Source organism: Kitasatospora sp. NPDC028961 (genome assembly GCF_055564815.1).
On sequence record NZ_JBVHVO010000002.1, the window covers coordinates 218,608 to 244,092 of the forward strand.

The window sequence follows — 25,485 nt, forward strand, 5'->3', positions numbered from 1 at the left end:
CCGCGGACCGGCCGCCGCGGTGGAGTTCACACCGACGGCGGCTCGATGTCGGAGTCCAGCCGCAGCCCCGCCTTGACCGCCACCGTGGTCGGATGCTCCTCGCCGAGCGTCTGCCGGGCCCGGCGGATGCAGTCGCCGCGCAGCTGGGCCGCGCGCTCGCCCTCCCCCGCCGCGGCCAGCGACAGCGCCAGGTTGGAGGTGACCCCGATCGAGTCGTAGTGGTCCGGCCCGAGGGTCTCGGCCATCAGTGGCGCCGCCTGCTCCTCGAAGGCCAGCGCGGCCGCCGGCTCCCCGGACAGGACGAGGTCGTTGGCGTGGTTCATCATCGCGATCGGTATGTACAGGTGCTGGTCGCCGAGGACGGCCCGGAACTGCGCCAGGGTGCGCCCTGACAGCTCCCGTGCCTCCGCCGTCCGGCCGGCCAGCCGCAGGTAGACGGAGAGGTTGTTGGCACCGGCCAGCGTGACCGGGTGGTCCTCGCCCAGGTAGTCCCGGTAGCGGGCGAGGGCGCGCTCGGCGAGCTGGATGGCCCGGTCGGTGTCGCCGAGCGCGCTGAGGTCGCTGGCCAGGTTGGTGGCGGCCGCCAGGGTGTCGGGGTGCTCGGCGCCGTTGATGTCCAGGTAGCGCTGGTAGATGTCCTCGTCGATCTCCAGCGCCTCGTTGTACCGGCCGGCCCGGCGCAGCGCCACGGCGAGGTTCTTGCGGGCGCGCAGGGTGTCGGTGTGGCCGTCGCCGATGGTCTGCTGGTAGATCCGGACGGTCTCCTCCAGCAGGTCCAGGGCCTCCCGCAGCCGCCCGGTCTCGCGCAGGTCGCGGGCGTAGTTGGAGGCGGAGGACAGCGCGTAGAGGCTGTGCGCCCCGAGCGCGTCGCGCTGCTGGAGGTAGTTGCTGCGGTGGCGCTCCAGGGCGGCCCGGCGGTCGCCGGCGAGGTAGTCGGAGACCGCCAGGTTGTTGGTGATCATGAGGGTCCGCGGGTGGTCCGGGCCGAGGGTGCGGCGGGCCGCGTCCAGGGTCCTGCGGTCGCGCGCCCTGGCCTCCTCGTACCGGCCGAGGAACCGCAGGTCGGCGCCGAGGCTGTTGGCGACGGCGAGGGTGTGCGAGTGCTCGGGGCCGAGCGTGGCGGTGAAGCGGTCCAGGATGTCCTGGTCCATCGCGTACGCCTCGTGCAGGGCGCCCTGGGAGCGGCGGATGTTGCTGAGCTGGGTGCGCAGCATCAGGGTCTGGGCGTCGTTCTCGGCGTCGAAGCCGGCGCCGCCGTAGTCCTCCTGGCGCCAGATCTCCAGGGTGCGCTCGGCGAGGTCGCGGCCGGACTCGTGCAGGCTGCGCTTCCACTGGTAGCGGACCGAGTCGATGATCCACTGCCGGACGTCCTCGTCACCGCTGCCGGCCGCGCCGGAGGGCCACAGGTGCGGCAGGAGTTCGGCGTACTGCGGCCAGTTCGCGGGGATGTCCGGGTCACCGGGGTTCGCGGTGGCGAGGGCGGCGTGCACCACCGCCCGCAGCCCGGTCCGCTGCTCCTCGTCGACCTGGTCCCGCAGGACGGCCTGGACCAGCCGGTGCACGGTGATGGTCTCGCTGCCCTGGTCGGTGCGGGCCAGGCCGAACCGGTTGATGGCGCGCAGGAACTCGCCGATCGCCAGCTTGTCGCGGGGCGCGCGCGGCGGCAGCCGCAGCGCGTGGGTGACGGCCCGGCTGTAGAGCAGCCGCATCGGGATGGCGTCGGGCCCGAAGAACGCGCAGATCTCCAGGATCTGGGCGGCGGGGGCGTTCATCCGGCGCAGCTCCTCGACCGAGATCCGCCAGGTGGCGGCGGCCGAGTGCGGGTACTCGGCGGTGCGCAGCCGGGTGCGCTCCAGCATCTCGGTGAGCTCCTCGTCGAGCAGTTCCAGGTAGGTGGCGATCGGCATCGAGGTCTCCTGCAGCCAGACCGCGGCCTGGCCGACGGCGAGCGGCAGGTCACCGAGCCGGTGCGCGACCTGGTCGGCGTCGTCCGGGGCGAGGCCGCCGTTGAAGCGGCGCAGCAGCCGGACGCTCTCCTCCCGGGTGAAGACGTCGACCTCGACCAGGCCGGCGTGCTTGGACCAGCCCTGGTTGCGCGAGGTGATCAGCACGTGCCCGCCGGAGGAGCCGGCCGGCAGCCAGGGCGCCAGCTCCTCGGGGGTGCCGGCGTTGTCGTAGACCAGCAGCCAGCGGCGGTACGGCTCGCCGCGGCGCAGCGCGTCCAGCACCGCGACGGCGGTGTGGGCGACGTCGTCGCTGCTCTGCACGCCGATCCGGGGAGCGAGTTCGGCGAGCTTCTGCGGGATGTTGGCGGGCTCCTCGGCGGGCACCCACCAGATCACGTCGTAGGCGGCCTTGAAGCGGTGTGCGTACTCGGCGGCGATCTGCGACTTGCCGGCGCCGCCGAAGCCGTAGAGCACCTGGCTGAGCACCGCGCCGGGGCCGCCGGTGAAGCGGTTGCGGAGCAGCTCCAGCAGCCGGCCGCGCCCGGTGAAGGAGGCGTTGCGCGAGGGTGCCTCCTGGATCTTGGGCGCGGTACCGGGGAAGCGCGAGGGGGCGGCGTGCTCCCCGCTGTCCCCGTCCGGCCGGCTGCTGCTGCCGGGCGGCGGCCCGAGCTCGCTGTACAGCTGGGACTCGGCGAGCACGGCCGAGGAGCGGACCAGGTCGGGGACGGCCGGGCCGACGAACGGGCGCGGCACCGGCTCGTCCGAGTCCTGCAGCCGCAGCGCCACCAGGGCCGGCGAGCCGGAGCTCAGTTCGCGCCCGCTGAGGAGCTGCCAGGCCTCGGCCGCGCGGGGCAGCGCGGTGTACTCGGGCGAGAGCAGCGCGAGCAGCCGGCCCTGGCCGTCCAGCGGCCCGGCGGCCTCCGGCGGACGGCCGCCGGGGTAGGGCTCGGCGGCGTTGTGCAGGGAGGTCTGGTAGCCGAAGCCGGTGAGGGTGGCGGCGGCCCACTCGGCCCACATCCGGTCCTCGGGGGCGTAGCTGACGAAGACCTGGCGGGGCATGGTGCGGGTGGAGCGCAGGTAGGCGCCGTACAGCCGGCGGCGGGCGTCCCCGGTGAGCGGGCGCAGCGTGCGCACCCGGCCGTCGGTGATCCACCCGGCCAGCCGTTCGAAGGCGTTGAGCAGGCTGCGCGCCTCCTGCGGCCGGTCGGCGACGGTGGCGGGCACCTCCTCGTAGGCGTAGAAGGGCTTGTACGGGACTTCGACGTCGCTCCAGTAGGCGGCCCGCCGCTCGGCCCCCAGCCAGCGGCCGAGGTAGGGCGCGAACGCCTCGCGGGCGTAGTCCCGGCCCGCTTCGAGCCGCTCCTGCTCGGCGTCCTCGACCCGCATCGGCACCGGCAGGACGCGGATGGCCCGCTCCTCGGCCTCGGCGATGGTGCGGGCCGCGTCCACGCCGCCGCGGATGTTCTGCGCGCTGAAGGTGAAGCAGTCGACGACGGAGTCGGGCATCAGGACGGTGCAGATGCCCGAGGTGTCGCTGACCCCGGTGCGGCTGTCGATCAGCACGTAGTCGTAGGCCCGGGCCCAGCGGTCGCGCAGTTCGCGCAGGAACTCGCCGCCCCGGATGTCCCGGCCGTGGTAGAAACTGCGCCAGTTGAAGCTGGTGACGGCGGCGGGGTAGGCGGCGTTCTGCCGCCCGGCCGGCAGGAAGTCGAGGCGGCCGCCGGGCGGCAGGTCGAGCGCCAGGCCGCAGATGTAACCGCTCAGCCGGCCCGGTTCGTCCAGCCAGTCGGCGGGGGCGAGCCCGCCCGGACCGGCGGCGGTGGGCAGCGCCTGCTTGACGTACGCCCGCAGCAGGTCGATCAGGCCGTCGGTGGCGTGCAGTTCGGGGTCGACCAGCAGCGGGTGGTAGTAGCGGTGCAGGCCGGGCGCCTCCAGGTCCCAGTCGACCACCAGGACGCGCAGGCCGCGGCTGGCCAGGATCCAGCCGACGTTGGCCAGGGCCATGGTCCGGCCGGTGCCGCCCTTGAACGAGTAGAAGGTGACGACCGACCCCGGTCCGGTCCGCTCCGGGTCAGTTCCGGGCTCAGTGAACATCGTCCTGTTCCCTCCTCGACGGCACCGCCGCGCCGTCCGGGCTGCGGCGCGGTCCTGGCGGCCCGGCCGGAATGGCCAGCCCGGGCATCGCCGGGGCGGCGTCCTCGCCGTCGGGGCCGAAGCCGAAGGCGGCGCCGTCGACATCGTCCCCCCAATCGAAGTTGTCGTCCATGAGCTTGTTCTGAGCGACCGTCACCATGATGGTGAGGTCCGTGTCAAAGCTCTCCCGGCCCACCGCGACGCGGAACAAGTGCTCCAGGTCGCTCCGGCGCAACCAGTTGCGCCGGAACACGCTGCGCACGCCGGTCCACAGCGCGTCGCGCTCCGGTCCGGCCGGCGGGTCGTCCGTACCGGCCGGCACCATCACGCCGGTGACCGGGTGGTTCTGGTCGTCGTACTCGCGCAGCGCCGGCCGGTAGACCTCGCCGCCGGCCATCCACGGGTCCACCAGCAACACGCTGACCTGGTTGTCCTCCCGGGCCCGGTCGAGCTTCTCGCCGAGGCCGGGCCCGACCTCCTCCAGGGTGGTGGTGTGCCCGGCGGAGGTGATCACCTGCTGGGCGCGGACCGCCAGCGACGGCTGCGTCGGCGGGTGGTAGGGCGCCCACTGCCACGGCTTGGCCCCGTACCAGCCGCCGCGGGACGAGCCGCCCGCCTCGGCGGCGGCGGCGTCGGAGGAGCGGCCGGCGGCGATGAACAGCCGGACCATCCCGGCGGTGGGCGCCGGCCGCATCGACGGCACCACCGGGAAGTAGCCGCGGACGGCGCCGAGGTCGAACTCGGGCAGCTCGCCCAGCCGCCGGGCGGCCGCGTCCCGGATCCGCTCGGCGACCACCCGGACCACCCGCCGGTAGTCGGGGCCGAGCGGGTCGGTGCGCAGCAGGTCGCGCAGGCCCGAACGGGCGTAGGCGTCGCCCATGCCCTGCTGGACGAACTGGATCTTCCGCACCTCGTCCGGCAGCTCCCCCGGCAGGGTCTCCCAGAGCACCGGGATCAGGGCCGGGACGACCTCGCCGGCCAGCTCCTCGTGCCGGCGGACCCGCCCGCGGAACGCCGTCCACTCCTTGCCGCAGTAGAGGCTGGCGAAGTAGGCCGGGGAGTAGAGCGCGACCATGGCCCGGCAGCGGGCCAGCATCTGGGCGAGCTGCTGCTCCCAGTTGTCGCCCAGGCGCAGCCGCTCGGTGTCGCGGTAGGCGAGTTCCTCGGCGCCGGCGGCGGGCTCGATCCGGCCGAGCTCGTCCCGCAGGTCGTTGAAGAACTGGTCGACGAAGGCGTCCCCGGCCTCGTAGTCCCGCCGGGCGTAACTGAAGAAGAAGTACGGCCGCACTGATCCCCCCGGGCCCGACGGTGCCGCGACTGCGCTGCTGTCCTCCCCAGGATGTCGCGAACTCCGCGGTCGTGCCCGGGAGTCGGCGAAGCTCGTGGCTCCGGGACTACAGGGACGACTGGAAGGCCGCGACCGGCTCCGCGCCGGGGGCCAGGACGTCCGCGACCACCCGGCGCAGCAGGTCGCCGAGGACGGTGTCGGGCAGGGCGTCGATCTCGTCCAGCGGCAGGGCGGTGACGTCGACCAGGTCAGAGCCGAGTCCAACGGCGGTTCCCGCACCGGTGACGCCCATCAGTCCCTCACTCGATCTGCTCGGCCCAGCGGGCTGGTGGCCCCGGGGAGTCGACCCGGTCCGCGACGCGCATACTACACCCGCGCATGACGGGCCATCAGCTGTGCTGCGCCGCCGCGCCAGGCCCTTTCCCGGCCGGGGCGGGGTCGACGACACCCGGCGCGGCGGCCACGACGGCGGCGTCGGCCCGCCCCCGGCGGTCAGGGGCAGAGCCGCTCGACCCGCCAGCCGGTCGGCGCCGACGGGTCGGCGAGGAAGCGGAGCCGGTCGTGCAGCCGGTTCTCCCGGCCCTGCCAGAACTCCACGCTCTCCGGGACCACCCGGTACCCGCCCCAGAACGGCGGGACCGGCACCCCCTCGCCCTCCGGGTAGCGGCGCTCCAGCTCCGCGTACCGCTGCTCCAGCACCTCGCGGCTGCCGACCGGGCTGGACTGCTCGCTGGCCCAGGCGCCGAGCTGGGAGCCGTGCGGTCGGGTGCGGAAGTAGGCGGCGGTCTCGTCCCGGCCGACCTTCTCCACCCGGCCCTGCACGATCACCTGGCGGGCCAGCGCCACCCAGGGGAAGAGCAGGGCCGCCTGCGGGTTGACGGCCAGCTCGGTGCCCTTGCGGGAGCCGTAGTTGGTGAAGAACACGAAGCCGCGCCGGTCGAAGCCCTTCAGCAGCACCGTGCGCGAGCTCGGCCGCCCCCCGGCGTCGGCGGTGGAGAGCACCATCGCGTTGGGTTCCACCACGCCGGCGTCGTCCGCCTCGTGGAACCAGCGGGTGAACTGGGTGACCGGGTCGGCCGCGAGCTGCCCCTCGACCAGGCCCTCGTGGGTGTAGTGCTTGCGCATCACGGTGAGGTCCGGCCCGGGCCGGGCCTCCTCGGCCAGGATCCGGGAGGCGGGGCTCGGGGGCGTCGACTGGGCGCGTTCCGGGGTCTGCACGTCAACATCATCCCGTACGACAAGCAACCGGCACCGCTACCTCCGGACAAACCCCCGTGGGAGATAAGGTGTCTCGCCACCGCTCGGCCGTCCGAGCTACAGGCAATTGTCCGGAAACCGATGATTGATTCCGGAGAATCGCCGGGCGCGACCGGCCCTCAGGTGAAGGTCGAGCGGTCCTGCGGGAAACATCACCACCGTGGTGTATGGCGCAATGCACCCCGTGCCTGTCAGGCTGGCACCGAGTGCCAAACACCATTCGGTCACTGGCGTACCGCCCCACCACGGCGGCCCGCCGATCACAGAGCTGAAGGAGCCGTCGCATGTCCGACTTCGTACCCGGGCTTGAGGGAGTCGTCGCTTTCGAGAGCGAGATCGCCGAACCCGACCGTGAAGGCGGCGCCCTGCGGTACCGCGGAGTCGACATCGACGACCTGGTCGGCCACGTCTCCTTCGGCCACGTCTGGGGCCTGCTGGTGGACGGCAAGTTCAACCCCGGCCTGCCGGCCGCCGAGCCCTTCCCGATCCCGGTCCACTCCGGCGACATCCGGGTGGACGTGCAGTCCGCCCTCGCCATGCTCGCCCCGGTCTGGGGCCTCAAGCCGCTGCTCGACATCTCCGCCGAGCAGGCCCGTGACGACCTCGCCCGGGCGGCCGTGATGGCCCTCTCGTACGTGGCGCAGTCCGCCCGCGGCCAGGGCCTGCCGATGGTCCCGCAGAGCGAGATCGACAAGGCCGAGACGGTCGTCGAGCGCTTCATGATCCGCTGGCGCGGCGAGCCGGACCCGAAGCACGTCAAGGCCATCGACGCCTACTGGACGTCCGCCGCCGAGCACGGGATGAACGCCTCCACCTTCACCGCCCGCGTCATCGCCTCCACCGGCGCCGACGTCGCGGCCGCGCTCTCCGGCGCCGTCGGCGCGATGTCCGGCCCGCTGCACGGCGGCGCGCCGTCCCGGGTGCTCGGCATGATCGAGGAGATCGAGCGCACCGGCGACGCCAAGGCCTGGGTGAAGAACGCGCTGGACAAGGGCGAGCGCCTGATGGGCTTCGGCCACCGCGTCTACCGCGCCGAGGACCCGCGCGCCCGCGTGCTGCGCCGCACCGCCAAGGAGCTCGGCGCGCCGCGCTTCGAGGTCGCCGAGGCGCTGGAGAAGGCCGCGCTGGAGGAGCTGCACAACCGCCGCCCCGACCGCGTGCTGGCCACCAACGTCGAGTTCTGGGCCGCCATCATGCTGGACTTCGCCGAGGTCCCGGCGCACATGTTCACCTCGATGTTCACCTGTGCGCGCACCGCCGGCTGGTCGGCGCACATCCTGGAGCAGAAGCGCACGGGCCGGCTCGTCCGCCCCGCCGCGCGCTACATCGGCCCCGCCCCGCGCAGCCCGCGCGACATCGAGGGCTTCGAGGCCATCGCGCACTGAGAAACCGCTGGTGAGCAGCGGGTCCGACGCTCCGTCGGACCCGCTGTTTCCGCAGCTCGCAGCCGTGAAGATCGCATCTCAGCGGGCGGACTGCCGTAACACCTCCGCAATCGCGGCCGGTAGGCTGCCGCCCGTGGCTCAGATCCAGATCCCCGCTGACATCAAGCCCGCAGACGGCCGTTTCGGCTGCGGCCCGTCCAAGGTGCGCCCCGAGGCCCTGAGTGCCCTCGCCGCCACCGAGACCTCCCTGCTCGGCACCTCGCACCGCCAGGCCCCGGTGAAGAACCTGGTCAAGCGCGTGCGCGAGGGCGTGAGCAGCCTCTTCTCCCTCCCCGAGGGGTACGAGGTGGTTCTCGGCAACGGTGGCTCCACCGCCTTCTGGGACATCGCGGCCTTCGGCCTGGTGCGGGAGAAGTCCCAGCACCTCGACTTCGGCGAGTTCTCCTCCAAGTTCGCCTCCTCGGTCAAGGCGGCGCCCTGGCTGGGCGAGCCGACCGTGATCAAGACCGCCCCGGGCACCCACCCGCTGCCGGTCGCCGAGGCGGGCGTGGACGTCTACGCGCTCACCCACAACGAGACCTCCACCGGTGTCGCGATGCCGATCGGGCGCCCGGCCGGGGCGGACGAGGGCTCGCTGGTCCTGGTGGACGCCACCTCTGGCGCCGGCGGCCTGCCGGTCGACATCACCGAGACCGATGTCTACTACTTCGCGCCGCAGAAGTCCTTCGCCGCCGAGGGCGGCCTCTGGCTGGCGACGTTCTCCCCGGCCGCCCTGGAGCGCGCCGCCGAGATCGCCGGCTCCGGCCGCTACATCCCGCCGTTCTTCGACCTGCCGACGGCCATCGACAACTCGTCGAAGGACCAGACGTACAACACCCCGGCGATCTCCACCCTGTTCCTGCTGGCCGACCAGCTGGACTGGCTGAACGGCAACGGCGGCCTCGACTGGGCGGTCGCCCGGACGGCCGACTCCTCCTCCCGGCTTTACGGCTGGGCCGAGAAGTCGTCGTTCGCCACCCCGTTCGTGGCGAACCCGGCGGAGCGCTCCCAGGTGGTCGGCACGATCGACTTCGACGACGCGGTGGACGCCTCCGCCGTCGCCAAGGCACTGCGTGCCAACGGCATCGTCGACACCGAGCCGTACCGCAAGCTCGGCCGCAACCAGCTGCGCGTCGCGATGTTCCCGGCCATCGAGCCGGCGGACGTCGAGGCGCTCACCGCCTGCATCGACTACGTGGTCGAGCAGCTCTGAGCACCGGCACGGTCGCACGGCCCTGAGCGGGCCGGCACACGCGTGAGGGCCACCGCCTGCGGGCGGTGGCCCTTCCGTTTGTTCGCGCTACCTGTTGACGAGCGAGCTGATCAGGACGACCACCAGCAGCAGCACCAGGGCGCCGGTCACGATACGCATGCGAGTCTTGGGATCCACGGTCATCGAGCGTACCCGCGACCCGTCGGCGGCCGGACCCCGAGGGTGGCTCCGCCGGTGGCGTCGGGCCGCGTCCGGTGATCCACCGTGCGCCGTCGGAGGCCGGGAAGGCCACATCAGCCGGGGGCCGCGTACGGCGACCGGCGCGCCGTCCCGCCCGGGGACCCCGCTCCCGCGATGCCCCGGCTCTGAGCGGCCCCCGGGCCCGCCTCAGCTCCAGCGGGCCAGCGGCCAGGAGGCGACCGTCTCGTAGTGCGTGAAGCCGCCGTCGAGCTCGCTCTTCATCAGGTGCAGCTCCGCGGCCTCCCACTCCGGCCCGCGGTACCCGCCGAGCGCCGACTCCAGCGCCTCCAGCTCGGCCACCGCCCCCCGCTGCGCCGCCCGCCGGTGCCCCCGGGAGGAGCCGGCCCGGGCGAGGGTGAGATGCGGGTGGAAGGTGAACGCGTCGACCTCACCGGCCACCTCCGCGGTGGCCTCGTACACGGCCTCGGCGAGCCGGCGCAGCGCCCACGCCTGGCCCTCCACCCCGGCCCAGAGCACCCGGTCGCCGAACCGCCCGGCGCCCGCGAGCCGCAGCCGGTGCACCCCGTGCACCCCGGCCACCGCCGCCAGCCCGGCCTCCAGCTCCGGCAGCCGCTCCACCGGCACCTCGCCGAGGAAGGCCAGGGTCAGGTGCCAGCCCTCGACGGCCGTCCAGCGCAGCCGGTCCGCCCCCGGGAGGGCCCGCACCGGAGCGACCGCGTCGGCGAGCCCCTGCAACGCCTCGACCGGCGGCAGCACCGCCACAAAGAGCCTCATGGGCTCATCTTCCCCCGCCGCCCGGTTTGGGTTAGAACCTTTTTCATGAAGATCCGTACCGGCGGCCGCGCCGACACCGCCGACATCCTCGCCCTGCTCGACGGCGCGGTGGCCTGGCTCGCCGCGCGGGGCCGCGCCGACCAGTGGGGCGACCGGCCCTGGAGCAGCGTCCCGGCCCTGATCGACCGCATCGACGGGTACACCGCCGAGCCGTTCCTGATCCGGCTCGCGACGGACGACGAGGGCCGCACCATCGGCTGCTGCGTGCTGTCCGAGCAGGCCAGCGCCTACGCCACCCCCGTGGACGAGCGCGAGCTGTACGTCCGCAACCTGGTCACCGACCGCTCCCTGAAGGGCTCCGGCATCGGCGCCGCGCTGATCGCCGACGCCCTCGACGAGGCCCGCCGGCGCGGTATCGGCCTGCTCCGGGTGGACTGCTTCGCGAGCGAGGACCGCCGTCTGGTCGAGCAGTACCGGGCGCTCGGCTTCACCGAGACCGAGGCCTTCGAGTCCGAGTACAAGGGCAGGCCCTGGCGGGGCCAGATCCTGGAGATCCGGCTCTGACCCCGCGCCCGGGGCGCACCACGCGGTGTGCTCCGGGGTGACGAGTCGTCAGCAGGCCGGTGCCAGCTCGGACTTGGCCGGGGCGACGGTGCGCGGAACGAAGGCCACCACCCGCCCGCCGCGCCCCGGATGCAGATCGACCCGCACCTTCAGGTCCGCACTGCGGGCCAGCACCAGACCGACCGTGCCGGCCGCCAGCGCCGAGACCACCCCGCAGGCCAGCAGCCCGAGCCGGGGCCCGTACGAGGCCGTCACCCAGCCGACGATCGGCGCGCCGATCGGCGTGCCGCCGGTGAACACCAGGACCAGCAGGCCCATCACCCGGCCCCGCATCGCGGGGTCGGTGCCCAGCTGGAGCATCGAGTTGACCGAGGTGTTGAAGCTCAGCCCGAAGACCCCGATCAGGGTCAGCAGCAGCGCGAACGACCAGTAGTCGGGCGCGAAGGCGGCCAGCACCTCCAGCGCGCCGAAGGCCAGCGCGGCGGCGACCAGCCGGCGCAGCCGGGGCGCGCCACGCCGGGCCGCGAGCAGCGCGCCGGCCAGCGAACCGACCGCCATCGCGGTGTTCAGCAGGCCGTACTGCCCGGCGCCGACCTTGAAGGTGTCGTGGGCGAAACCGGAGAGCAACGTCGGGAAGTTGAACCCGAAGGTGCCGATGAAGCCGGCCAGCACCATCGGCCAGAGCAGCTCGGGCCGCTCCTTGACGTACCGCAGCCCCTCCCTCAACTGCCCTTTCTCGCGGGCGATCGGCGCGGTGGGGCGCAGTTCGGACGACCGCATGGCGAGCAGCCCGCCGATCACGGCGGCGAAGGAGAGCGCGTTCACCGCGAAGGCCCAGCCACTGCCGACCGCGGCGATCAGCAGGCCCGCGACGGCGGGGCCGACCAGCCGGGCGGTCTGGAAGTTGGCGGCGTTCAGGCTGACCGCGTTGGCGAGGTCCTTGGGACCGACCATCTCGGAGACGAAGGCCTGCCGGGTCGGGTTGTCGACCACCGTGACGAGGCCGAGCAGCAGCGCGAACGCGTACACGTAGTAGGGCGTCACCACGCCGCCGACGGTCAGCACGGCCAGGCCCGCGGCGAGCAGGCCCATCGCGCCCTGGGTGTAGATCAGCAGCCGGCGCTTGGGCATCCGGTCGGCGAGCACGCCGCCGAAGAGGCCGAGCAGCAGCATCGGCAGGAACTGCATGGCGGTGGTGATGCCGACCGCGAGCGGGCTGCCGGTGAGGCTGAGGACCAGCCAGTCCTGGGCGATCCGCTGCATCCAGGTACCGGTGTTGGAGACCACCTGGCCGGCGAAGTAGTAACGGTAGTTGCGGACGCGCAGTGAGGAGAACATCCCTCCGGGCCGGGTGAAGCGGGCTCCGGTCGGGGATTCCTGAGCGGCGGGGGTGACCGCCGCGGTGCGTTCGTCGGGGTCGTCGTCGCCGTTGCCGGCCGGCCCCGTCGGGGCGGGTGCCTGGGCGTCGGCGGCCGCGGCGGTGGCCGCGGCGGGTTCGGTGGTCGGTTCGTCGGTGCGGATGGCGGCGCTGGCTGCGGCCGGCGGTGTCACGGTGCTCTCCCCTCGCGGCGCGACGACCCGGCAGGGGGTCGTCGCGCTCCTGGTTTCGGTGGTCGGTGCTGCGGTGATGCGGTTCTCCTTCGTCCTCCGGCGGCTGACCGGAACGGCTGGGCCCCGAGCGTGTCTTACAGGTGTGCGAGCTTGTAGAGCACCGGCGCGGCCGCCCGCAGGGCGGCCCACTCCTCCTCGTCGAGACCCTCGGCGAGTTCGGCGAGCCAGGCGTTGCGCCGGCGGCGGCTCTCCGCGAGGATCACCTCCGCCTGTTCGGTACTGCTGACGACCACCTGACGGCGGTCCTCCGGGTGCGGCTCCCGCCGCACCAGGCCCTTCTCCTCCAGCATCGCGACGATCCTGGTCATCGAGGGCGGCTGCACGTGCTCCTTCCGGGCGAGCTCACCCGGCGTGGCCTTCCCGCAGCGTGCGAGGGTGCCCAGCACCCCCATCTCGGTAGGGCTGAGCGACTCCTCGACCCGCTGGTGACGCAGGCGGCGGGAGAGGCGCATGGTGGACGACCGCAGCTGACTGACGGCTGCGAGGTCCTGCTCGGACATCTCGGGCATGTCCTTAGTCTATGTCATTACTCTCGCTAATGAAAATTGCTTCAGGCGCCGGCCCGCAGCCCGACGGCGGGGGCCGCGGCCCCGTGCGGCCGGGGCCGGGTGTCCACCGCGGCGAGGCCGTCCGGCATGCCCAGCACCAGCAGCGTCCCGGCCAGCGCCAGCGACCAGACCTCGGAGCCCGTCCGCAGGTCCAGCACCCCGCCGGTGCCGAGGTCGCGCACCCGGACCAGCCCGTCGGACCAGGCCGCGGCCACCACCGGGCCGGCCGCGGTCGCCCCGGCGGCCACCGCCGTCACCGGGCAGCCGCGCCGGTCGGACGGCTCGGGCATCGGCGCCGAGCGCGGGCCCCAGAGCCGGACGGCGCCGTCGAAACCGCCGCTGACCAGCAGCGGGATCTCCGGGTCGGACAGCGGTCCACCCCCGAGCGCGGCGCCGGCCAGCGCGGTGACCGGCCCGTGGTGCAGCCGCTCGCTCACCACCGCGCCGTCCTGGTACCAGTGCACGGCGCCGGCCGCGTCGCCGAAGGCGGGCGCGGAGTCGGCCAGCCCGCCGATCGCGGCCACCGCGCTCAGACCGCCGCCCGGACCGCCGGCCACCGCGCGGACCGCGTCCAGCGCCGCCATCAGCCCGTACCCGTCCAGCCCCGGTCGCGGTTCGGCCGGCACCACCAGCTCCGCCCGGCCCCAGGCGTCGAGCAGCACCACGGAACCGCCGGCCGTCACGGCCAGCCCCCGCAGCGGGCGCGGGGACGGCACCACCACGGCCCCGACCCGGCGGCCGGTGGCGACGTCGAAGGTCCGCACCGCGCCGGTCGGATCGGCCACCAGCACCTGCGACAGGTACGGCCCGACCCCGGCGGTGACCGCGACGGCCGGGCCCGGCCAGTCCCGGTCGGAGCCCTCCCAACGCGCCCAGCGCCCGGACCACGGCGCGGGCAGCTGCGCGAGGACGGCCGCGGCGGCCGCGGCGGCGGTGTCCGCGCCCAGCAGCCTGGTCCGCAGCACGGCGGCCCGGACGGCCGGGTCGGGCTCCTCGATCACGGCCGGACCGGCGGCGCGCCAGGCCCGGCCGAGCGCGTCGTCCCGCCGCTCGACGGCCGCCGTCACCGGGACGGGGCGGGCCAGCGCGTAGAGCAGCGGATCGGCGGTCAGCGGGCCGGGATCGCCACCGGCCGCGGCCGCCGCCCAGAGCGCGGACAGCGCCTCCTCACCGGCGGACCGCAGATCGGCACCGGCCGGCACCACCGGCGGAGCGGCCGGCGTCCCGAGGACCGGGCCGGGCAGCGGGTACGCGCCCGCGTCGCCGCCCCGGGCCGCCGCCCACTGCGCGAACCGCTCCCGGTCCGTCCACTGCGGATCGCCGAGCTCCAGCACCGCCGGCGCGGGCACCGCGGTGAACGCCCCGGCCGCCGCGCCCCCGGTCGTCGCCTCGACCACCAGGCGCACCCCGGGCAGCCGGAGCAGCGGGTCGAGCAGCCCGGTCACCAGGCCGGCCGGGTCGTCGGCCTTGTCCAGCTCGGGGACGCAGATCAGGGTCGGGCGGTTGTCCGCCGCGATCGCCTCGATCAGCGGGCCCGGGGCGTGCGCCACCAGGTCGAGCTGGTGGCCCAGCGACCAGACGGCCGCCCGGAGGGTGGCCCCGGCGGCGGGCAGCACGGCGTGGATCCGCCGCTCGCCCGGCGCCTCGTCCGTCGTGCAGCCGCGGACCAGCCAGGCCAGCAGGTGCGACTTGCCGGCCCCGGGCGGCCCCGCCACCCGGCAGAGCCGCGGTGCCCGCATGTCGTCCAGCCAGCCGAGCAGTGCCAGTCCGGCCGCCCTGCGCCCCGCCCCCAGCGGCGGCATCCGTCGCCCGTCCCGCACCATTCCCGCTTCCCTCTCCTGGTTCCACCGCGGCCCGACCGCTCGGGCCTCCCCGCGCGGCCCGACCGCTCAGCCCTGCCGCTCGGCCAGGCTGATCATCAGTGCCTTGATCCCGCTCTCGCGCGACTCGGCCGTCTCCCCGTAGTCGAAGCCGTGGGTGAACTCCGCCTGCGGGAACTCGGCCGCCATCCAGCGCGCGCAGTAGTGCCCGGGCATCATGCACGGCTCCAGCTCGCAGTAGACCCGCACCACCTGCTCGGCCTCCACGCCCTCCGCCCGCAGGCGGTGCCAGAGCACCTCCTCGGGGTGCAGCAGGCCGGGGCCGCCGATGGCCGTCTCGATCCGCGTCCCGCCCTGCTCGTCGACCACCTCGAAGGCCGCCGAGGAGTCGACGTTCAGCGGGCGCCGCAGGTCGTCCAGCACCCGCGGCCACCAGCCCTCGCGGTCCTCGAAGGCGGCTTGGTCGGCCGCCAGCAGCCCCTGGCGCAGCTCCCGGTAGGCGGCGAAGGCCGCCTCCGGCCGGTCGGACGCGGCGACCGCCGGCAGGTACCGGTCCAGCAGCAGCAGCCCAGCCGCGAACGCCTCCACCGTCGAGGCGACCGGCAGCTCCGCGGGCTCGGACCCCAGCAGCAGCGCGCGGACGGACCGGTCCGGGGCGAAGAACAGCTCGGCCCCGCCGTCGGTGCCGATCCGCAGCTGGGCGGCCGACGCTCCGGCCTCCAGCCCGGCCCCGGCCGCGTACTCACCCAGCGACAGCGGGTCGGACTCCTCGGCGGCCCGGAAGTACGGCCCCACCTGGAGCGGCAGGCCGGGGTCGCGCAGCGGCCCGGCGGGCGCGACCGACAGGCTGCGCAGCCCCCGCGGCCCGAAGTGCGCCGTAAGCGCCGCCGTCAGCTCGTCGTCCATGTCCGCACCGGCCCTCTCACGTCGTCTGGTAGAAGTCGAGGAAGGAGTTCCAGAACTCCGCCTCGCTGCCGAACGGCAGATCGTCCCAGCGGCCCATGCCCTCCCGGATGTACTCCTCGGCATCGGCCCAGTCGTACGGCGTCGGCCGCTCCTCGGGCCGCGGCCGCTCGATGGCGATCTTGTACACCAGGTACGCCAGCGAGGAGATGTCACGGTGGATCAGCTGGTACTCCTCGTCGGCGTCCGGGTCGCAGACCCAGATCGTCCCGTCGTCGAGGTTGACGAACACGAACGCGCTGGACAACTCGCCCAACTGGCGCAGCGTGCCGTGCTCGGTCTCCACCAGCGAATCGGTCAGCGGCCGGGCGAACGCCCAGTCCGGGTTCTCGGGCCGCCGGTCCGCGAGCTCCTCCAGCAACCGGAACAGCCCGTTGGAGAACGGCACCCCGATCTCCGTCACGAAGCGGGCGCCGTCCCCGTCCGGCCAGATCCGGGCCGCCTCGTCGGGCTTGAACCTCAACAGGTCGCCGGGCGCGGCCTCGGCGACGACCCGGGGCCAGTCGATCCCTACCAGCACCGGTCATCCGTCCTCTCGGTCCGCCCGCCAACTGCCCTACTGTCCATGCTTCGCCTTCTTCGCCACGTGCTTCGTCTCGTGGGCCGCCTTGTCCTGCTGCCCCTGCGCGTCGAAGTCCTTCGTGCCCATCGTGCCACCATGCTGGCCCGCGGTGTGATCCTGGTGGAGCTGGTCCAGGTACGCCCGGTGGCCCCAGTCCCGGTTCTTCGTGGGGACCTTGCTGTCGTACTCCACGCCGTAGTTCACGTCGAGGTCGGGGTTCTTGGGCTGGAAGTGCCGGCCGAGCCAGCGCTCGCAGTTCTCGTTGGCCTGACAGGGGGCCCGCTCGGTGTACAACTCGGAGACGTGGTCCTCCCGGCCGCCGAGCAGCGGTTTGCCGATGGACCGTTCGGAGTGGCTCCGGTCACCGCTGCGGCCGACCAGGATGATCTCGTCGCCGTCCGGGTGCTTGTACCGGAGCGCCGCGTAGTTCTTGCCGCCGTAGTCGCCCTGGGCCCGGCGGGCCTCCTCGACGGCCCGGGAGAGCGGGGTCGGAGTGTCGATCCGGCTGCTCGGGACCTTCTCGTCCTTCTTGGGCTTCCCGTCCTCGTCCTTGTCGGACTTCTTGTACTTCTTCGCGTGGTACTTGTCCTTGAGATCGTCCGGGGAGGGGTCCTTGACCTTCTCCGAAGCCCCGTCCAGCAGGGTCTTCAGGGACTTGTCGCTCCCGTCGACGTCGACGAACTTGCCGTCCTTGATCTCCTGGACCCGGCCGTCGTCGTGGACGTAGTACTTCCGGGGCGGCGTCTTCGGCCCGTCGCCGCCGCTGCTGCCCGCCTTCGGCGGCGGCGCGGCCTTGTCCTTGTTCTTCTCGTCGAAGGTGTGGGCGTTGCCGGATTCGTTGACCTTGTGGTGCTTGGCGGCCTTCGACAGGTTGTCGCCGGCCTGCTTGTACATATTCTTGGCGGCCTTGCCCATGTCGTCGGCGAGCGCCTTGCCGAGCTTCTGGGCGCCCTTCTCCAGGGCCTTGACGATCGGGTCCGTCACGCGAAACTCACCCCCGCGACCCGGCTGCTGAAGACCTGCGCGTGCTGGGCCACCTTCTCGGCCTGTTCGTGCAGGGCCTTGGCGTGCGCCTCCACCGCGTCAGGGTTGATCTTGAACTGGGTGCCCCCCGACCCGCCACCGCCGCTCAGCGCGGCCTCGGCGGCCTCGAACACCAACCCGGCCACCGCCCCGGAGACGATCTCCACCAGCGGGGTGATCGCCGCCTCGATCACCTCGGAGACGATGTGGTCCTCCAACTGGTGCGCCAGGTAGGACATCAGCTTGCGCCCGGCCTGCTGGATCGCGATCACCCCGGCCTCCGCCAGGCCGAAGGTCGCCACCGCGGCGGCCTGGGCGGCGACGAAGGAGGCGGCCAGCACGATGAGCTCGCCGAGCGCCTCCAGCTTCATCGCCACGATCACGTCGGCGGCGGTGTCCAGCGCCTTCGCCACCACGTGGGCCGCCTGGACGACCTCGTTGAAGTGCTTGTCGGACATCAGCGCCCACTTGGCGATGAGCGCCTCGTAGGACGCCCCCTCGTACGCCCCGCCGAGCTGATGGACCGTCGCCGTCGAGTCCGCGTGCAGGTCTTCGAGGCCCTTCGCGAACTCCTTGACGTGCTCCCCGAATTCACGGACCTTGTCCTCGTTGACCGAGGGCCAGTGGATGCCGATGAAGTCCAGGAGCGTCGCTACCTCGCTCGGCAGCTCGATCGCCATTGGAGAACCCCCCGGTTAACAACAATCCTTCGATATCGTCGAAAGTTTATACATCCCGCATCCCACCGACAGTGGCGGAAACGTCCTGATTCTGTAGCGATCCACCCGGCTCCACGGCGCACGGCGCCGGACACGAGCCCCCCGCACCACCGGCCGCGCCCTCCGTGACTCCCGGTGCGATGCTGGTTCTGGGGCCCGATCCACGCGGGCCCCGGCACCACCCCTCAGTAGAAGGGCCGACCAGAAATGACCGACGTCGCCGCTGAGCAGGCCGAGCAGAACGACACCGGCTTCGCCCGCCTCGCCATGGTCACCATCGACTGCGCCGACCCGGTCGCGCTGGCCGCCTTCTACGGTGAGCTGCTCGGGTGGGAGACCAGGCACGTGGACGAGCGCTTCGCCATCCTGGACAACCCCGAGGGCGGCAGCCCGCTCGGGTTCGGACGGGTCGCCGGGTACCGCCAGGAGCCGTGGACCGAACCCGACGGCAGCAAGCACTTCCACCTGGACTTCTACGTCGACGACCTGGAGGAGGCCACCGCCCGGGCACTCGCGCTCGGGGCCACCGAGCCGCAGTTCCAGCACGGCCGCACGCTCAGGGTGCTGATCGATCCGGCCGGCCACCCGTTCGGCCTAGCCCCCCTGGAGTGACCGAGCCCCGGCGGCCGGACGCCGGCGCCGCAGCGGGCCCGGACGGCACATGCGCAGGGCCCGTGTGCGTGCGCAGGCGGCGTCAGGGCTTGGTGGCGAGATCTTGCCGATCACGTGAAGGACGGCTCTGACCTGCGGTTTCACCAAATGATCGAACCTTGTGCGACTCACCGGTAGTGGTTACTGTCCCCCGTTGTCAGGGGCACCACACGCCAGGCTTCCCCCGGGCAGGACCACGACGCCGCACGTGCCGCGTCCCGGCACTGCCGCCATCCATGACCGGCCGTTCCCGGCCGACGAGCCCGCCCGATCCTGGCGTCCGTCCTCCCCCAATCCGTCCAGGAGTTCCTCGTGGGTGAGATCCACCATGCCGACCTCGGCTGGGTGACGCCGGCGGTTTCGTACTTCGTCGCCTGTCTGGGCGCCTTCGTCGCCCTGCGCAGCGCCCGATGGGCCCTGGTCTCGTCGGGCCGCACCCGGACGTACTGGCTGCTGTTCGCGTCGACGTCGCTCGGCGCGGGCATCTGGTCGATGCACTTCATCGCGATGCTCGGCTTCTCCGTCACCGGGGCCGAGATCACCTACCGCCCTGGCCTGACCGTGCTCAGCCTGCTCGTCGCGATCGCGGTGGTCGGGCTCGGCATCTTCACGGTCGGCTACAGCCGCCACCCCCGCACCGCGCTGCTCGCGGGCGGTCTCACCACCGGCCTCGGGGTGGCCGCGATGCACTACCTCGGCATGGCCGCGATGGTCCTGCCGGGCCACCTCGGCTACGACCACACCACGGTGGGGCTCTCGGTCGCCATCGCGATCTTCGCGGCGACGGCAGCGCTCTGGGCCGCGCTGAACATCAAGGGCACCGTCGCCGTCCTGGCCGCCGCCCCGGTGATGGGCGTCGCGGTGTGCGCCATGCACTACACCGGGATGGCGGCGGTCTCCGTCCGGCTCGACGCCGAACAGGGCACCCAGGGCGGTGTGATGGCGCTCCAGTTCATCTTCCCGCTGGTGGTCGGGCTGGGCTGCTACATCTTCTTCGGCTCGCTGGCCTTCGCGGTCTCGCCGAGCCGGAGCACCCTCAACGCGCAGCCGGTGCTGATCGGCCGGGCCGCCCCGCTGGCCGGCCGCGGGCGCTGAGCGCCCGGTCCGGTGGGGGCGCCGGCCCCGGCGCGACGCCCCCACCGGACCGTCCTCGGTCCGGACCGCCCTCGTTCCGGCCGGTCCCACTCCGGCCGGTCGCACTGCGGCCGCCCGCTACTCCGGTCGGCCGAGCAGTCCCGTCAGGTGCTCCGGCGTCGCCACCGGGCAGACCTTGTGCACGAAGTCGCGCCGCAGCCGGTGGTAGGGCTCGCCCTCCCGGTAGAAGTTGCGGTGCATCCGCCGCAGCTCCTCCGTCCGGTGGTCGGCCAGCGGCCGCGCCTCCTCGTCCTCGGCCCGGCGGCGCTTCTTCTCCACCAGCCGGCCGGTCAGCTCCGGCGAGCCGGCCAGCGCGGCCGCCTCCCGCTCGACCCAGCCCCGGAACTCGGCCGCGCCACCGCCCGCCGTCCGGTCCACCAGGCCGAGCCGCTCGGCCCGGGCCGCGCCCACCGGCAGCGTCTGCGTGGTCAGCTGCTCCGCCTGCTCGGCGCCGACCCGCCGGGGCAGCGTGTACGTCCAGTACTCGGACCCGTAGAGGCCCATCAGCCGGTAGTGCGGGTTGAGCACGGCCGACTCGCGGCACCAGACCTCGTCGGCGGCGATCGCCAGCATCAGGCCGCCGGCGGCCGCGTTCCCGGCCAGCGCCGCGACGGTGAGCTTGTCGGTGGTGGTCAGCACGGCCTCGACCAGGTCGTCCATCGCGTTGATGTTCTCCCAGGACTCCAGCGCCGGGAACGACGCCCCCTCGATCACGTTGAGGTGGATGCCGTTGGAGAAGAAGTCCCGGGCCGCGCCGAGCACCAGCACCGAGGTCGGCCGGTCGGCCGCCTCCCGGTAGGCGGCCAGCAGCCGGCGGCACTGCTCGGTGCTCATCGCCCCGCCGGCGAAGGAGAATTCGAGGAAACCGACGTCCGCCCGCTCGTGGTAGCGGATCTCCGCCCAGGTGTCCCGGCCGGCCGCCGAGGCCGGGGTGACCGGTACCTCGCGGACCCGGTGGAGGTGGTCGGCGAGCACCGTCGCGGCCGGCAGCTTGAAGGTGGCCGGCCCGCCGGGCGTCCGCCGCGGGCGCAGCTGCGGGATCCAGACCGCGCCGTCCGTGGTGGCCCGGCAGATCGCACCGTCCCGCTGGGCGATCACCGCGCCGGGCCGGGCGCCGCGCAGCTCGTCCTCGGGGTGGCCGCCGTGCAGGAAGTACTCGCGCCCGTACAGCTCGTCGAGCACGCCCGGCTGCGAGTCGCCCGCGCGCAGCTTGCGCAGCACGGTGGCGGTGTCGTCGGCCTCCCAGTCGATCCGGCGGGCCTCCTGCTTGAGGAAGGGCCGCAGCCGGCCGCCCACGTCCGGCCGGTCGTAGTCGAGCGGTTCGGGCGTGAACAGCCCGCCCTCGAAGCGGCTCACCGCGAGCAGCACCGCCTCCACGGCGGCGTCCGCGACCTCGCCCCGGTACAGCTCGCTCTTGCCGCAGGCCCGCACCGGGAAGTCCACGGACGCCCAGATGTCCCCGGCGTCCATCTCCTCCACCGCCTGGAGGACGGTCACCCCCCAGCGTTCGGCGCCCTCGGTGATCGCCCAGTCGAGCGAGGAGGGGCCCCGGTCGCCCTTCGGGCCGGGGTGCACGATCAGGACGGTCCGGGTCGACCAGACATCCCTCGGGATCGCCTTGGTGAGCATCGGGCAGATGATCAGCTCGGGGTCGGTCCGGGCCACGGCGGCCCGGACCGGCTCGTCGCCGAGCGCGAGCTGTACGGCCACCTCGTGACCGCGCTCGCGGAGTTCGGCGTGGACGCGCTGGGTCAGGCTGTTGAACGCGGTGGCGATCAGAAGAACGCGCAAAGGGGGCCTCCGGGCAGTGACTGACGTCGTGCGCGGAGGCGATGAAACCAGGGCATGGACACGTAACGATTACGGACGGCGCTTCTCCCGCCGACCCTCACCCACCTCGCACACCTGTGCCGACAGCACCCCGTACATTTCGCCCGATCTCCTCACGACCTCCCGATTCCACACCGGGTCGGCCGCTCACCGGGGGAAGGCGCGCCGGGCCCGCCAGGTGGTGTGCTCGCGCGAGACGGCGTCCTCCGCCTCGGCGGCCAGCCGGGCCCAGCGGGCCTCGGCGTCCGGGGCCTTCAGATCGAGGTCGGAGAGCTGGTTCCCGACGTTCTCCAGCTCGCGCGCGGCCAGCTGGTACGCGGCAGCCAGCGGGCGCAGCTGCTTCAGCTGGGTCCAGGCGATCACCGCGGCGGCCGCCGCCGAGCTGGCCCCGAAGACGTGCACCGGCAGCGCGCCGACCGCCTGCGCGATCGCCGCCGCCGCCCCGATGATGATGAGGGCGGCGATCCCCAGCCCCCAGGAGACCGCCTGCGTCTCGCACGCCTCGGCCCGCGAGCGGTACCAGGTGCGCTGCCCCTCGACCCGGGTGCGCAGGTAGAACGTCCGCCGCGCGACCAGGCTCTCGGCGCGCACCCGGCGCATCTCCGGGGTGATCTCCACGGTGGTGTCCGGCGGCACGATCTCCGGGTCCTCGAAGGCGTGCAGCACGTCCTCCATCTGGAGCAGGTAGCCGCGGTCCACCTCCGCCGACTCCGCCTCGCCGTCGAACGGCCGGGCCCGCATCGAGTACTTCCAGGCGAGCGTCTTGACCGACTCGGCCGCCGCCCGGGCCTCGTACCACCGCCCCTGCGGGTTGCTGCGGCGCAGCCGTGACCAGAAGTAGCCGGCCACCAGGAACGCCACCACCGAGAAGAGCGGCGTGATGTCGCTGTCCCCCCGGTGCTCGGGCCCCGGCAGCGAGCCGACCACCGCGGCGATCACGAGCATCCCGATCAGCCCCCGGTACCAGCGCAGTGTCTCGCGCTGACCGTCCAGCGAGGCCTGGTCCGCCGTCCGGAACAGCTCCGGCAGCAGCCTCGCCTCGTCTCCCCCGGGCGGATCCTGTTGCACCATCGGTAGAGCCCCCTCCCCGTCTCCCGTCCAGGCAGTATGCCCACCGCCAACTGCCCTACACAGTGCCATTTTTGGCAAGTCCGTCAGGTCGGTCATTGATCGCACGTCAGGTAACCGATATAACGGGTTACATGCCTCTGCACTGGAAGCTCGTCATCGACTGCGCCGACCCCCACCGCCAGGCCGCCTTCTGGGCCGCCGCCCTCGACTACACCGTCGAGGACCACAGCGCCCTGATCGCCCGCCTGCTCGCGGCCGGCGTCGTGACCCCCGACCTCGTCACGGAGACCGACGGCCGCGCCGCCTGGCGCACCCTGGCCGGCGTCCGCCACCCCGACGAGCCCTTCGACCCGGTCAGCGGCACCGGCCTCGGCCGCCGGCTGCTCTTCCAGCAGGTCCCCGAGGCGAAGACCGCCAAGAACCGCCTCCACCTCGACCTCCACCCCGGCCCCGACGCCCGCGACGCCACCGTGGAACGGCTGGAGGCCCTCGGCGCCACCGTCCTGCGCGCGGTCGACGAGCCCGGCGGCTCCTGGACGGTCATGCAGGACCCGGAGGGCAACGAGTTCTGCGTCCACTAAGGAGTGCCCCGGCCCCCGCAAACGCACCGGGCCCCTCCCCGCACGAAGCGGGGAGGGGCCCGGTGGGCACCACGGCTCAGAGCAGGCCGAGGGCCGGCATCAGGTAGTAGAAGGCGAAGACGGCCGAGACCGCGTACATCGCGATCGGCACCTCGCGGCCGCGCCCGGCGGCGAGCCGCAGGACGCAGAAGGCGATGAAGCCGAAGCCGATGCCGTTGGTGATGCTGTACGTGAACGGCATCATCACGATGGTCAGGAAGGCCGGGATCGCGATCGTGTAGTCGGCCCAGTCGATCTCCTTGATCGAGTTGGCCAGGATCAGGAAGCCGACGGTGACCAGGGCCGGGGTGGCGGCCTGGGCGGGGACCATGGTGGCGAGCGGGGTGAGGAAGAGCGCGACCATGAAGAAGGCGCCGGTCACGATCGAGGCGAAGCCGGTACGGGCGCCCTCGCCGACGCCGGCCGTGGACTCCACGAAGCAGGTGTTGGCGGAGGAGGAGGTCGCGCCGCCGGCGGCGGTGGCGATGCCGTCCACCATCAGGATCCGGTTGATGCCGGGCAGGTCGCCCTTGGCGTCCAGCAGGTGCGCCTCGTCGGCGACGCCGAGGATGGTGCCCATCGCGTCGAAGAAGCAGGACATCAGGACGGTGAAGACGAAGAGGACGCCGGTGAGGACACCGACCTTCTCGAAGCCGCCGAACAGGCTGACCTTGCCGACCAGGCCGAAGTCGGGCGCCGCCACCGGGTTGCCGGGCCAGCTGGGGACGGTGAGGCCCCAGCTCGTGGCCGGGATGTCGGCGACCTTGTCGATCACCACGGCGAGGCCGGTCATCACGACGATGGAGACCAGGATCGCGCCGGGCACCTTGCGGACCACCAGCACCAGGGTGAGCAGCAGGCCGAGCACGAAGACCAGCACCGGCCAGCCGAGCAGGTGGCCGTTGCCGCCGAGCTGGAGCGGGACGGTGGTGTGGGCGGCGTCCGGGATGCGGCTGACGAAGCCGGAGTCGACCAGGCCGACCAGGCTGATGAAGAGGCCGATGCCGATCGCGATCGCCTTGCGCAGGCCGAGCGGGACGGCGTTCATGACGCGCTCGCGCAGACCGGTGGCGACCAGGATCATGATCGCGAAACCGGCCAGCACCACCATGCCCATGGCGTCCGGCCAGGTCATCTTGGGCGCGAGCTGCAGCGCGACGATGGTGTTGACGCCCAGGCCGGCGGCGAGGCCGATCGGGACGTTGCCGATCACGCCCATCAGCAGGGTGGTGAGACCCGCGGTGAGCGCGGTCGCGGTGACCAGCTGGGCGCTGTCCAGGTGGGCGCCGGTCATGTCCGTGGCACTGGCCAGGATGATCGGGTTGAGCACCAGGATGTACGCCATGGTGAAGAAGGTGGCGATGCCACCGCGGATCTCGCGCGGCAGGGTGGAGCCGCGCTCGGAGATCCGGAAGTAGCGGTCCAGCGCGCCGGCGGGGGGCTTCGGCGCGTTGGAGGCGGGCTCGGGCGACTCGGTGGTCGGCTGGGCCACAGGCATGCGTGCGTCCTCTGGTGGGGGCTGAGGAGGGGGACACCCGGAGCGACGGTGGTGGCCGGGCGGGCCCGGTGGGACGGGCACGAACACAGGCGTCCTGGGCATGGCGCGGCCAACCGGAATCACAAGTATGAGTTCCCCAATCGCACACGCGCTATCTTCGCGCGTAGAACGATCACACCCGAGGAACTGCGGGGTGGCCGCCGGCCCGGGCGCGCCCCGACCGCCGCGGCGATGCCGGGACCACCCGCCAAAGGTGTCCGGGACGGGCCCGCGTGATGGCGGACAACCGCACCCCGCCCCGTACGCTAGGCCTCATGCCGAAGAGCCCGCTGCACCCCTCGCCCCCGCCCTTGGAGGCCAACGACGTCGCCATCGTCGGCGGTGGCACGGTGCTGTGGTTCGTCGCCTTCCTGGTCCTGCTCCCCTTCCAGGGCACCCTCTCCGACCACGGCCACGGCAGCTGGCCGTGGATCTGCCTGTCCGGAGCCGGCCTCGGCCTGATCGGCCTCTGGTACTGCCGCGCCCGCCGGGACGCCATCGCCCGCGACCGGGCCGCCGCGGCCGCGTCGCAGGCCGCCGCCGGTGAGGGCGGCGACCCGGCCACCCAGTCGGACTGAATAGTCCTTTAGTAGCAC

At 73.2% G+C, this 25,485-nt stretch carries 22 protein-coding genes; 7 read left to right on the top strand and 15 right to left on the bottom strand.

Annotated elements, in window-relative coordinates:
• Positions 1-26: 26 nt before the first annotated feature.
• From fxsT to pdxH, 4 genes are all read right to left on the bottom strand, one after another.
• A complete protein-coding gene (gene fxsT / locus ACZ4UX_RS05115) occupies positions 27-4,040 on the bottom strand; it encodes an FxSxx-COOH system tetratricopeptide repeat protein (protein ID WP_465705643.1) in 4,014 nt (1,337 codons plus the stop codon).
• A complete protein-coding gene (locus ACZ4UX_RS05120) occupies positions 4,030-5,367 on the bottom strand; it encodes a TIR-like protein FxsC (RefSeq protein WP_352291451.1) in 1,338 nt (445 codons plus the stop codon). The genes fxsT and ACZ4UX_RS05120 overlap by 11 nt, the downstream gene beginning before the upstream one ends.
• Before the next feature lie 106 nt (positions 5,368-5,473).
• Positions 5,474-5,659: an FxSxx-COOH cyclophane-containing RiPP peptide gene (gene fxsA, locus ACZ4UX_RS05125; protein WP_329489200.1), complete on the bottom strand. Its 186-nt coding sequence runs from the start codon at positions 5,657-5,659 to the stop codon at positions 5,474-5,476.
• Positions 5,660-5,859: 200 nt separating this feature from the next.
• Positions 5,860-6,492, bottom strand: a complete 633-nt coding sequence (pdxH, locus tag ACZ4UX_RS05130; protein ID WP_329492207.1) for a pyridoxamine 5'-phosphate oxidase — start codon at positions 6,490-6,492, stop codon at positions 5,860-5,862.
• Positions 6,493-6,908: 416 nt separating this feature from the next.
• Between pdxH and ACZ4UX_RS05135 the strand changes: the two genes are divergently transcribed.
• Positions 6,909-8,009 carry a citrate synthase 2 gene (locus tag ACZ4UX_RS05135; protein ID WP_329489199.1) on the top strand — a complete coding sequence of 367 codons (1,101 nt, stop codon included), beginning with the start codon at positions 6,909-6,911 and terminating at the stop codon, positions 8,007-8,009.
• 133 nt (positions 8,010-8,142) lie between these two features.
• Entirely contained in the window at positions 8,143-9,261 is a 1,119-nt protein-coding gene (gene serC, locus ACZ4UX_RS05140) for a phosphoserine transaminase (RefSeq protein ID WP_329489198.1), read from the top strand.
• A 387-nt stretch (positions 9,262-9,648) separates the two neighbouring features.
• Here serC and thpR read toward each other — a convergent pair whose 3' ends face one another.
• Positions 9,649-10,236 (bottom strand): RNA 2',3'-cyclic phosphodiesterase, encoded by a 588-nt coding sequence (gene thpR / locus ACZ4UX_RS05145; RefSeq protein WP_465705644.1) that lies wholly within the window; start codon positions 10,234-10,236, stop codon positions 9,649-9,651.
• 45 nt (positions 10,237-10,281) lie between these two features.
• Here thpR and ACZ4UX_RS05150 point away from each other — a divergent pair, with 45 nt between their 5' ends.
• A complete protein-coding gene (locus ACZ4UX_RS05150) occupies positions 10,282-10,800 on the top strand; it encodes a GNAT family N-acetyltransferase (protein ID WP_465705645.1) in 519 nt (172 codons plus the stop codon).
• A 48-nt stretch (positions 10,801-10,848) separates the two neighbouring features.
• Here the strand turns inward: ACZ4UX_RS05150 and ACZ4UX_RS05155 are convergent, their stop codons facing one another.
• The 7 genes from ACZ4UX_RS05155 to ACZ4UX_RS05185 form a co-directional block, all read right to left on the bottom strand.
• Positions 10,849-12,351 carry an MFS transporter gene (locus ACZ4UX_RS05155; RefSeq protein ID WP_465705646.1) on the bottom strand — a complete coding sequence of 501 codons (1,503 nt, stop codon included), beginning with the start codon at positions 12,349-12,351 and terminating at the stop codon, positions 10,849-10,851.
• A gap of 134 nt (positions 12,352-12,485) precedes the next feature.
• On the bottom strand, positions 12,486-12,920 hold the full coding sequence (locus ACZ4UX_RS05160; protein WP_329489192.1) for a MarR family winged helix-turn-helix transcriptional regulator: 435 nt from the start codon (positions 12,918-12,920) through the stop codon (positions 12,486-12,488).
• A 41-nt stretch (positions 12,921-12,961) separates the two neighbouring features.
• Positions 12,962-14,782, bottom strand: a complete 1,821-nt coding sequence (locus tag ACZ4UX_RS05165; RefSeq protein WP_465705647.1) for a hypothetical protein — start codon at positions 14,780-14,782, stop codon at positions 12,962-12,964.
• A gap of 66 nt (positions 14,783-14,848) precedes the next feature.
• Positions 14,849-15,685 (bottom strand): nucleic acid/nucleotide deaminase domain-containing protein, encoded by an 837-nt coding sequence (locus ACZ4UX_RS05170; RefSeq protein WP_465705648.1) that lies wholly within the window; start codon positions 15,683-15,685, stop codon positions 14,849-14,851.
• Positions 15,686-15,701: 16 nt separating this feature from the next.
• Positions 15,702-16,262 (bottom strand): SUKH-4 family immunity protein, encoded by a 561-nt coding sequence (locus ACZ4UX_RS05175; protein WP_329489189.1) that lies wholly within the window; start codon positions 16,260-16,262, stop codon positions 15,702-15,704.
• A 36-nt stretch (positions 16,263-16,298) separates the two neighbouring features.
• Entirely contained in the window at positions 16,299-17,288 is a 990-nt protein-coding gene (locus ACZ4UX_RS05180) for a nucleic acid/nucleotide deaminase domain-containing protein (RefSeq protein WP_465705649.1), read from the bottom strand.
• Entirely contained in the window at positions 17,285-18,007 is a 723-nt protein-coding gene (locus tag ACZ4UX_RS05185; RefSeq protein WP_329489187.1) for a WXG100-like domain-containing protein, read from the bottom strand. Before ACZ4UX_RS05185 ends, ACZ4UX_RS05180 begins: the two co-directional genes overlap by 4 nt.
• Positions 18,008-18,253: 246 nt before the next feature.
• On the opposite strand from ACZ4UX_RS05185, the gene ACZ4UX_RS05190 reads away from it, so the two are divergent.
• Together ACZ4UX_RS05190 and ACZ4UX_RS05195 are read left to right on the top strand one after the other, a co-directional pair.
• On the top strand, positions 18,254-18,658 hold the full coding sequence (locus ACZ4UX_RS05190; protein ID WP_329489186.1) for a VOC family protein: 405 nt from the start codon (positions 18,254-18,256) through the stop codon (positions 18,656-18,658).
• Between the two features lie 351 nt (positions 18,659-19,009).
• Positions 19,010-19,792 (top strand): MHYT domain-containing protein, encoded by a 783-nt coding sequence (locus ACZ4UX_RS05195; protein WP_352291457.1) that lies wholly within the window; start codon positions 19,010-19,012, stop codon positions 19,790-19,792.
• Positions 19,793-19,909: 117 nt separating this feature from the next.
• On the opposite strand, the gene ACZ4UX_RS05200 is transcribed toward ACZ4UX_RS05195, so the two are convergent.
• Together ACZ4UX_RS05200 and ACZ4UX_RS05205 are read right to left on the bottom strand one after the other, a co-directional pair.
• Positions 19,910-21,622, bottom strand: coding sequence for a hydrogenase maturation protein (locus ACZ4UX_RS05200; RefSeq protein WP_465705650.1), 1,713 nt, complete (start codon positions 21,620-21,622; stop codon positions 19,910-19,912).
• 186 nt (positions 21,623-21,808) lie between these two features.
• Complete coding sequence (locus ACZ4UX_RS05205) at positions 21,809-22,732, bottom strand: DUF4231 domain-containing protein (protein WP_329489183.1); 924 nt, start codon at positions 22,730-22,732, stop codon at positions 21,809-21,811.
• Positions 22,733-22,863: 131 nt separating this feature from the next.
• Here ACZ4UX_RS05205 and ACZ4UX_RS05210 point away from each other — a divergent pair, with 131 nt between their 5' ends.
• Complete coding sequence (locus ACZ4UX_RS05210; RefSeq protein WP_465705651.1) at positions 22,864-23,313, top strand: VOC family protein; 450 nt, start codon at positions 22,864-22,866, stop codon at positions 23,311-23,313.
• A 76-nt stretch (positions 23,314-23,389) separates the two neighbouring features.
• Here the strand turns inward: ACZ4UX_RS05210 and ACZ4UX_RS05215 are convergent, their stop codons facing one another.
• Positions 23,390-24,850: an NCS2 family permease gene (locus ACZ4UX_RS05215; protein ID WP_359803806.1), complete on the bottom strand. Its 1,461-nt coding sequence runs from the start codon at positions 24,848-24,850 to the stop codon at positions 23,390-23,392.
• Positions 24,851-25,164: 314 nt separating this feature from the next.
• Between ACZ4UX_RS05215 and ACZ4UX_RS05220 the strand changes: the two genes are divergently transcribed.
• Entirely contained in the window at positions 25,165-25,467 is a 303-nt protein-coding gene (locus ACZ4UX_RS05220; protein ID WP_465705652.1) for a DUF2530 domain-containing protein, read from the top strand.
• Positions 25,468-25,485 lie beyond the last annotated feature (18 nt).

Excerpts from the sequence above, each read along its gene's own strand:
- ACZ4UX_RS05220 (WP_465705652.1), top strand. The coding sequence starts at position 25,165 with ATGCCGAAGAGCCCGCTGCACCCCTCGCCCCCGCCCTTGGAGGCCAAC.
- ACZ4UX_RS05165 (WP_465705647.1), bottom strand. The coding sequence starts at position 14,782 with ATGGTGCGGGACGGGCGACGGATGCCGCCGCTGGGGGCGGGGCGCAGG.
- ACZ4UX_RS05160 (WP_329489192.1), bottom strand. The coding sequence starts at position 12,920 with ATGCCCGAGATGTCCGAGCAGGACCTCGCAGCCGTCAGTCAGCTGCGG.
- ACZ4UX_RS05135 (WP_329489199.1), top strand. The coding sequence starts at position 6,909 with ATGTCCGACTTCGTACCCGGGCTTGAGGGAGTCGTCGCTTTCGAGAGC.
- ACZ4UX_RS05190 (WP_329489186.1), top strand. The coding sequence starts at position 18,254 with ATGACCGACGTCGCCGCTGAGCAGGCCGAGCAGAACGACACCGGCTTC.
- ACZ4UX_RS05150 (WP_465705645.1), top strand. The coding sequence starts at position 10,282 with ATGAAGATCCGTACCGGCGGCCGCGCCGACACCGCCGACATCCTCGCC.
- ACZ4UX_RS05205 (WP_329489183.1), bottom strand. The coding sequence starts at position 22,732 with ATGGTGCAACAGGATCCGCCCGGGGGAGACGAGGCGAGGCTGCTGCCG.
- ACZ4UX_RS05185 (WP_329489187.1), bottom strand. The coding sequence starts at position 18,007 with ATGGCGATCGAGCTGCCGAGCGAGGTAGCGACGCTCCTGGACTTCATC.
- fxsA (WP_329489200.1), bottom strand. The coding sequence starts at position 5,659 with ATGGGCGTCACCGGTGCGGGAACCGCCGTTGGACTCGGCTCTGACCTG.
- ACZ4UX_RS05170 (WP_465705648.1), bottom strand. The coding sequence starts at position 15,685 with ATGGACGACGAGCTGACGGCGGCGCTTACGGCGCACTTCGGGCCGCGG.
- pdxH (WP_329492207.1), bottom strand. The coding sequence starts at position 6,492 with ATGCGCAAGCACTACACCCACGAGGGCCTGGTCGAGGGGCAGCTCGCG.
- ACZ4UX_RS05215 (WP_359803806.1), bottom strand. The coding sequence starts at position 24,850 with ATGCCTGTGGCCCAGCCGACCACCGAGTCGCCCGAGCCCGCCTCCAAC.
- fxsT (WP_465705643.1), bottom strand. The coding sequence starts at position 4,040 with ATGTTCACTGAGCCCGGAACTGACCCGGAGCGGACCGGACCGGGGTCG.
- ACZ4UX_RS05210 (WP_465705651.1), top strand. The coding sequence starts at position 22,864 with ATGCCTCTGCACTGGAAGCTCGTCATCGACTGCGCCGACCCCCACCGC.
- thpR (WP_465705644.1), bottom strand. The coding sequence starts at position 10,236 with ATGAGGCTCTTTGTGGCGGTGCTGCCGCCGGTCGAGGCGTTGCAGGGG.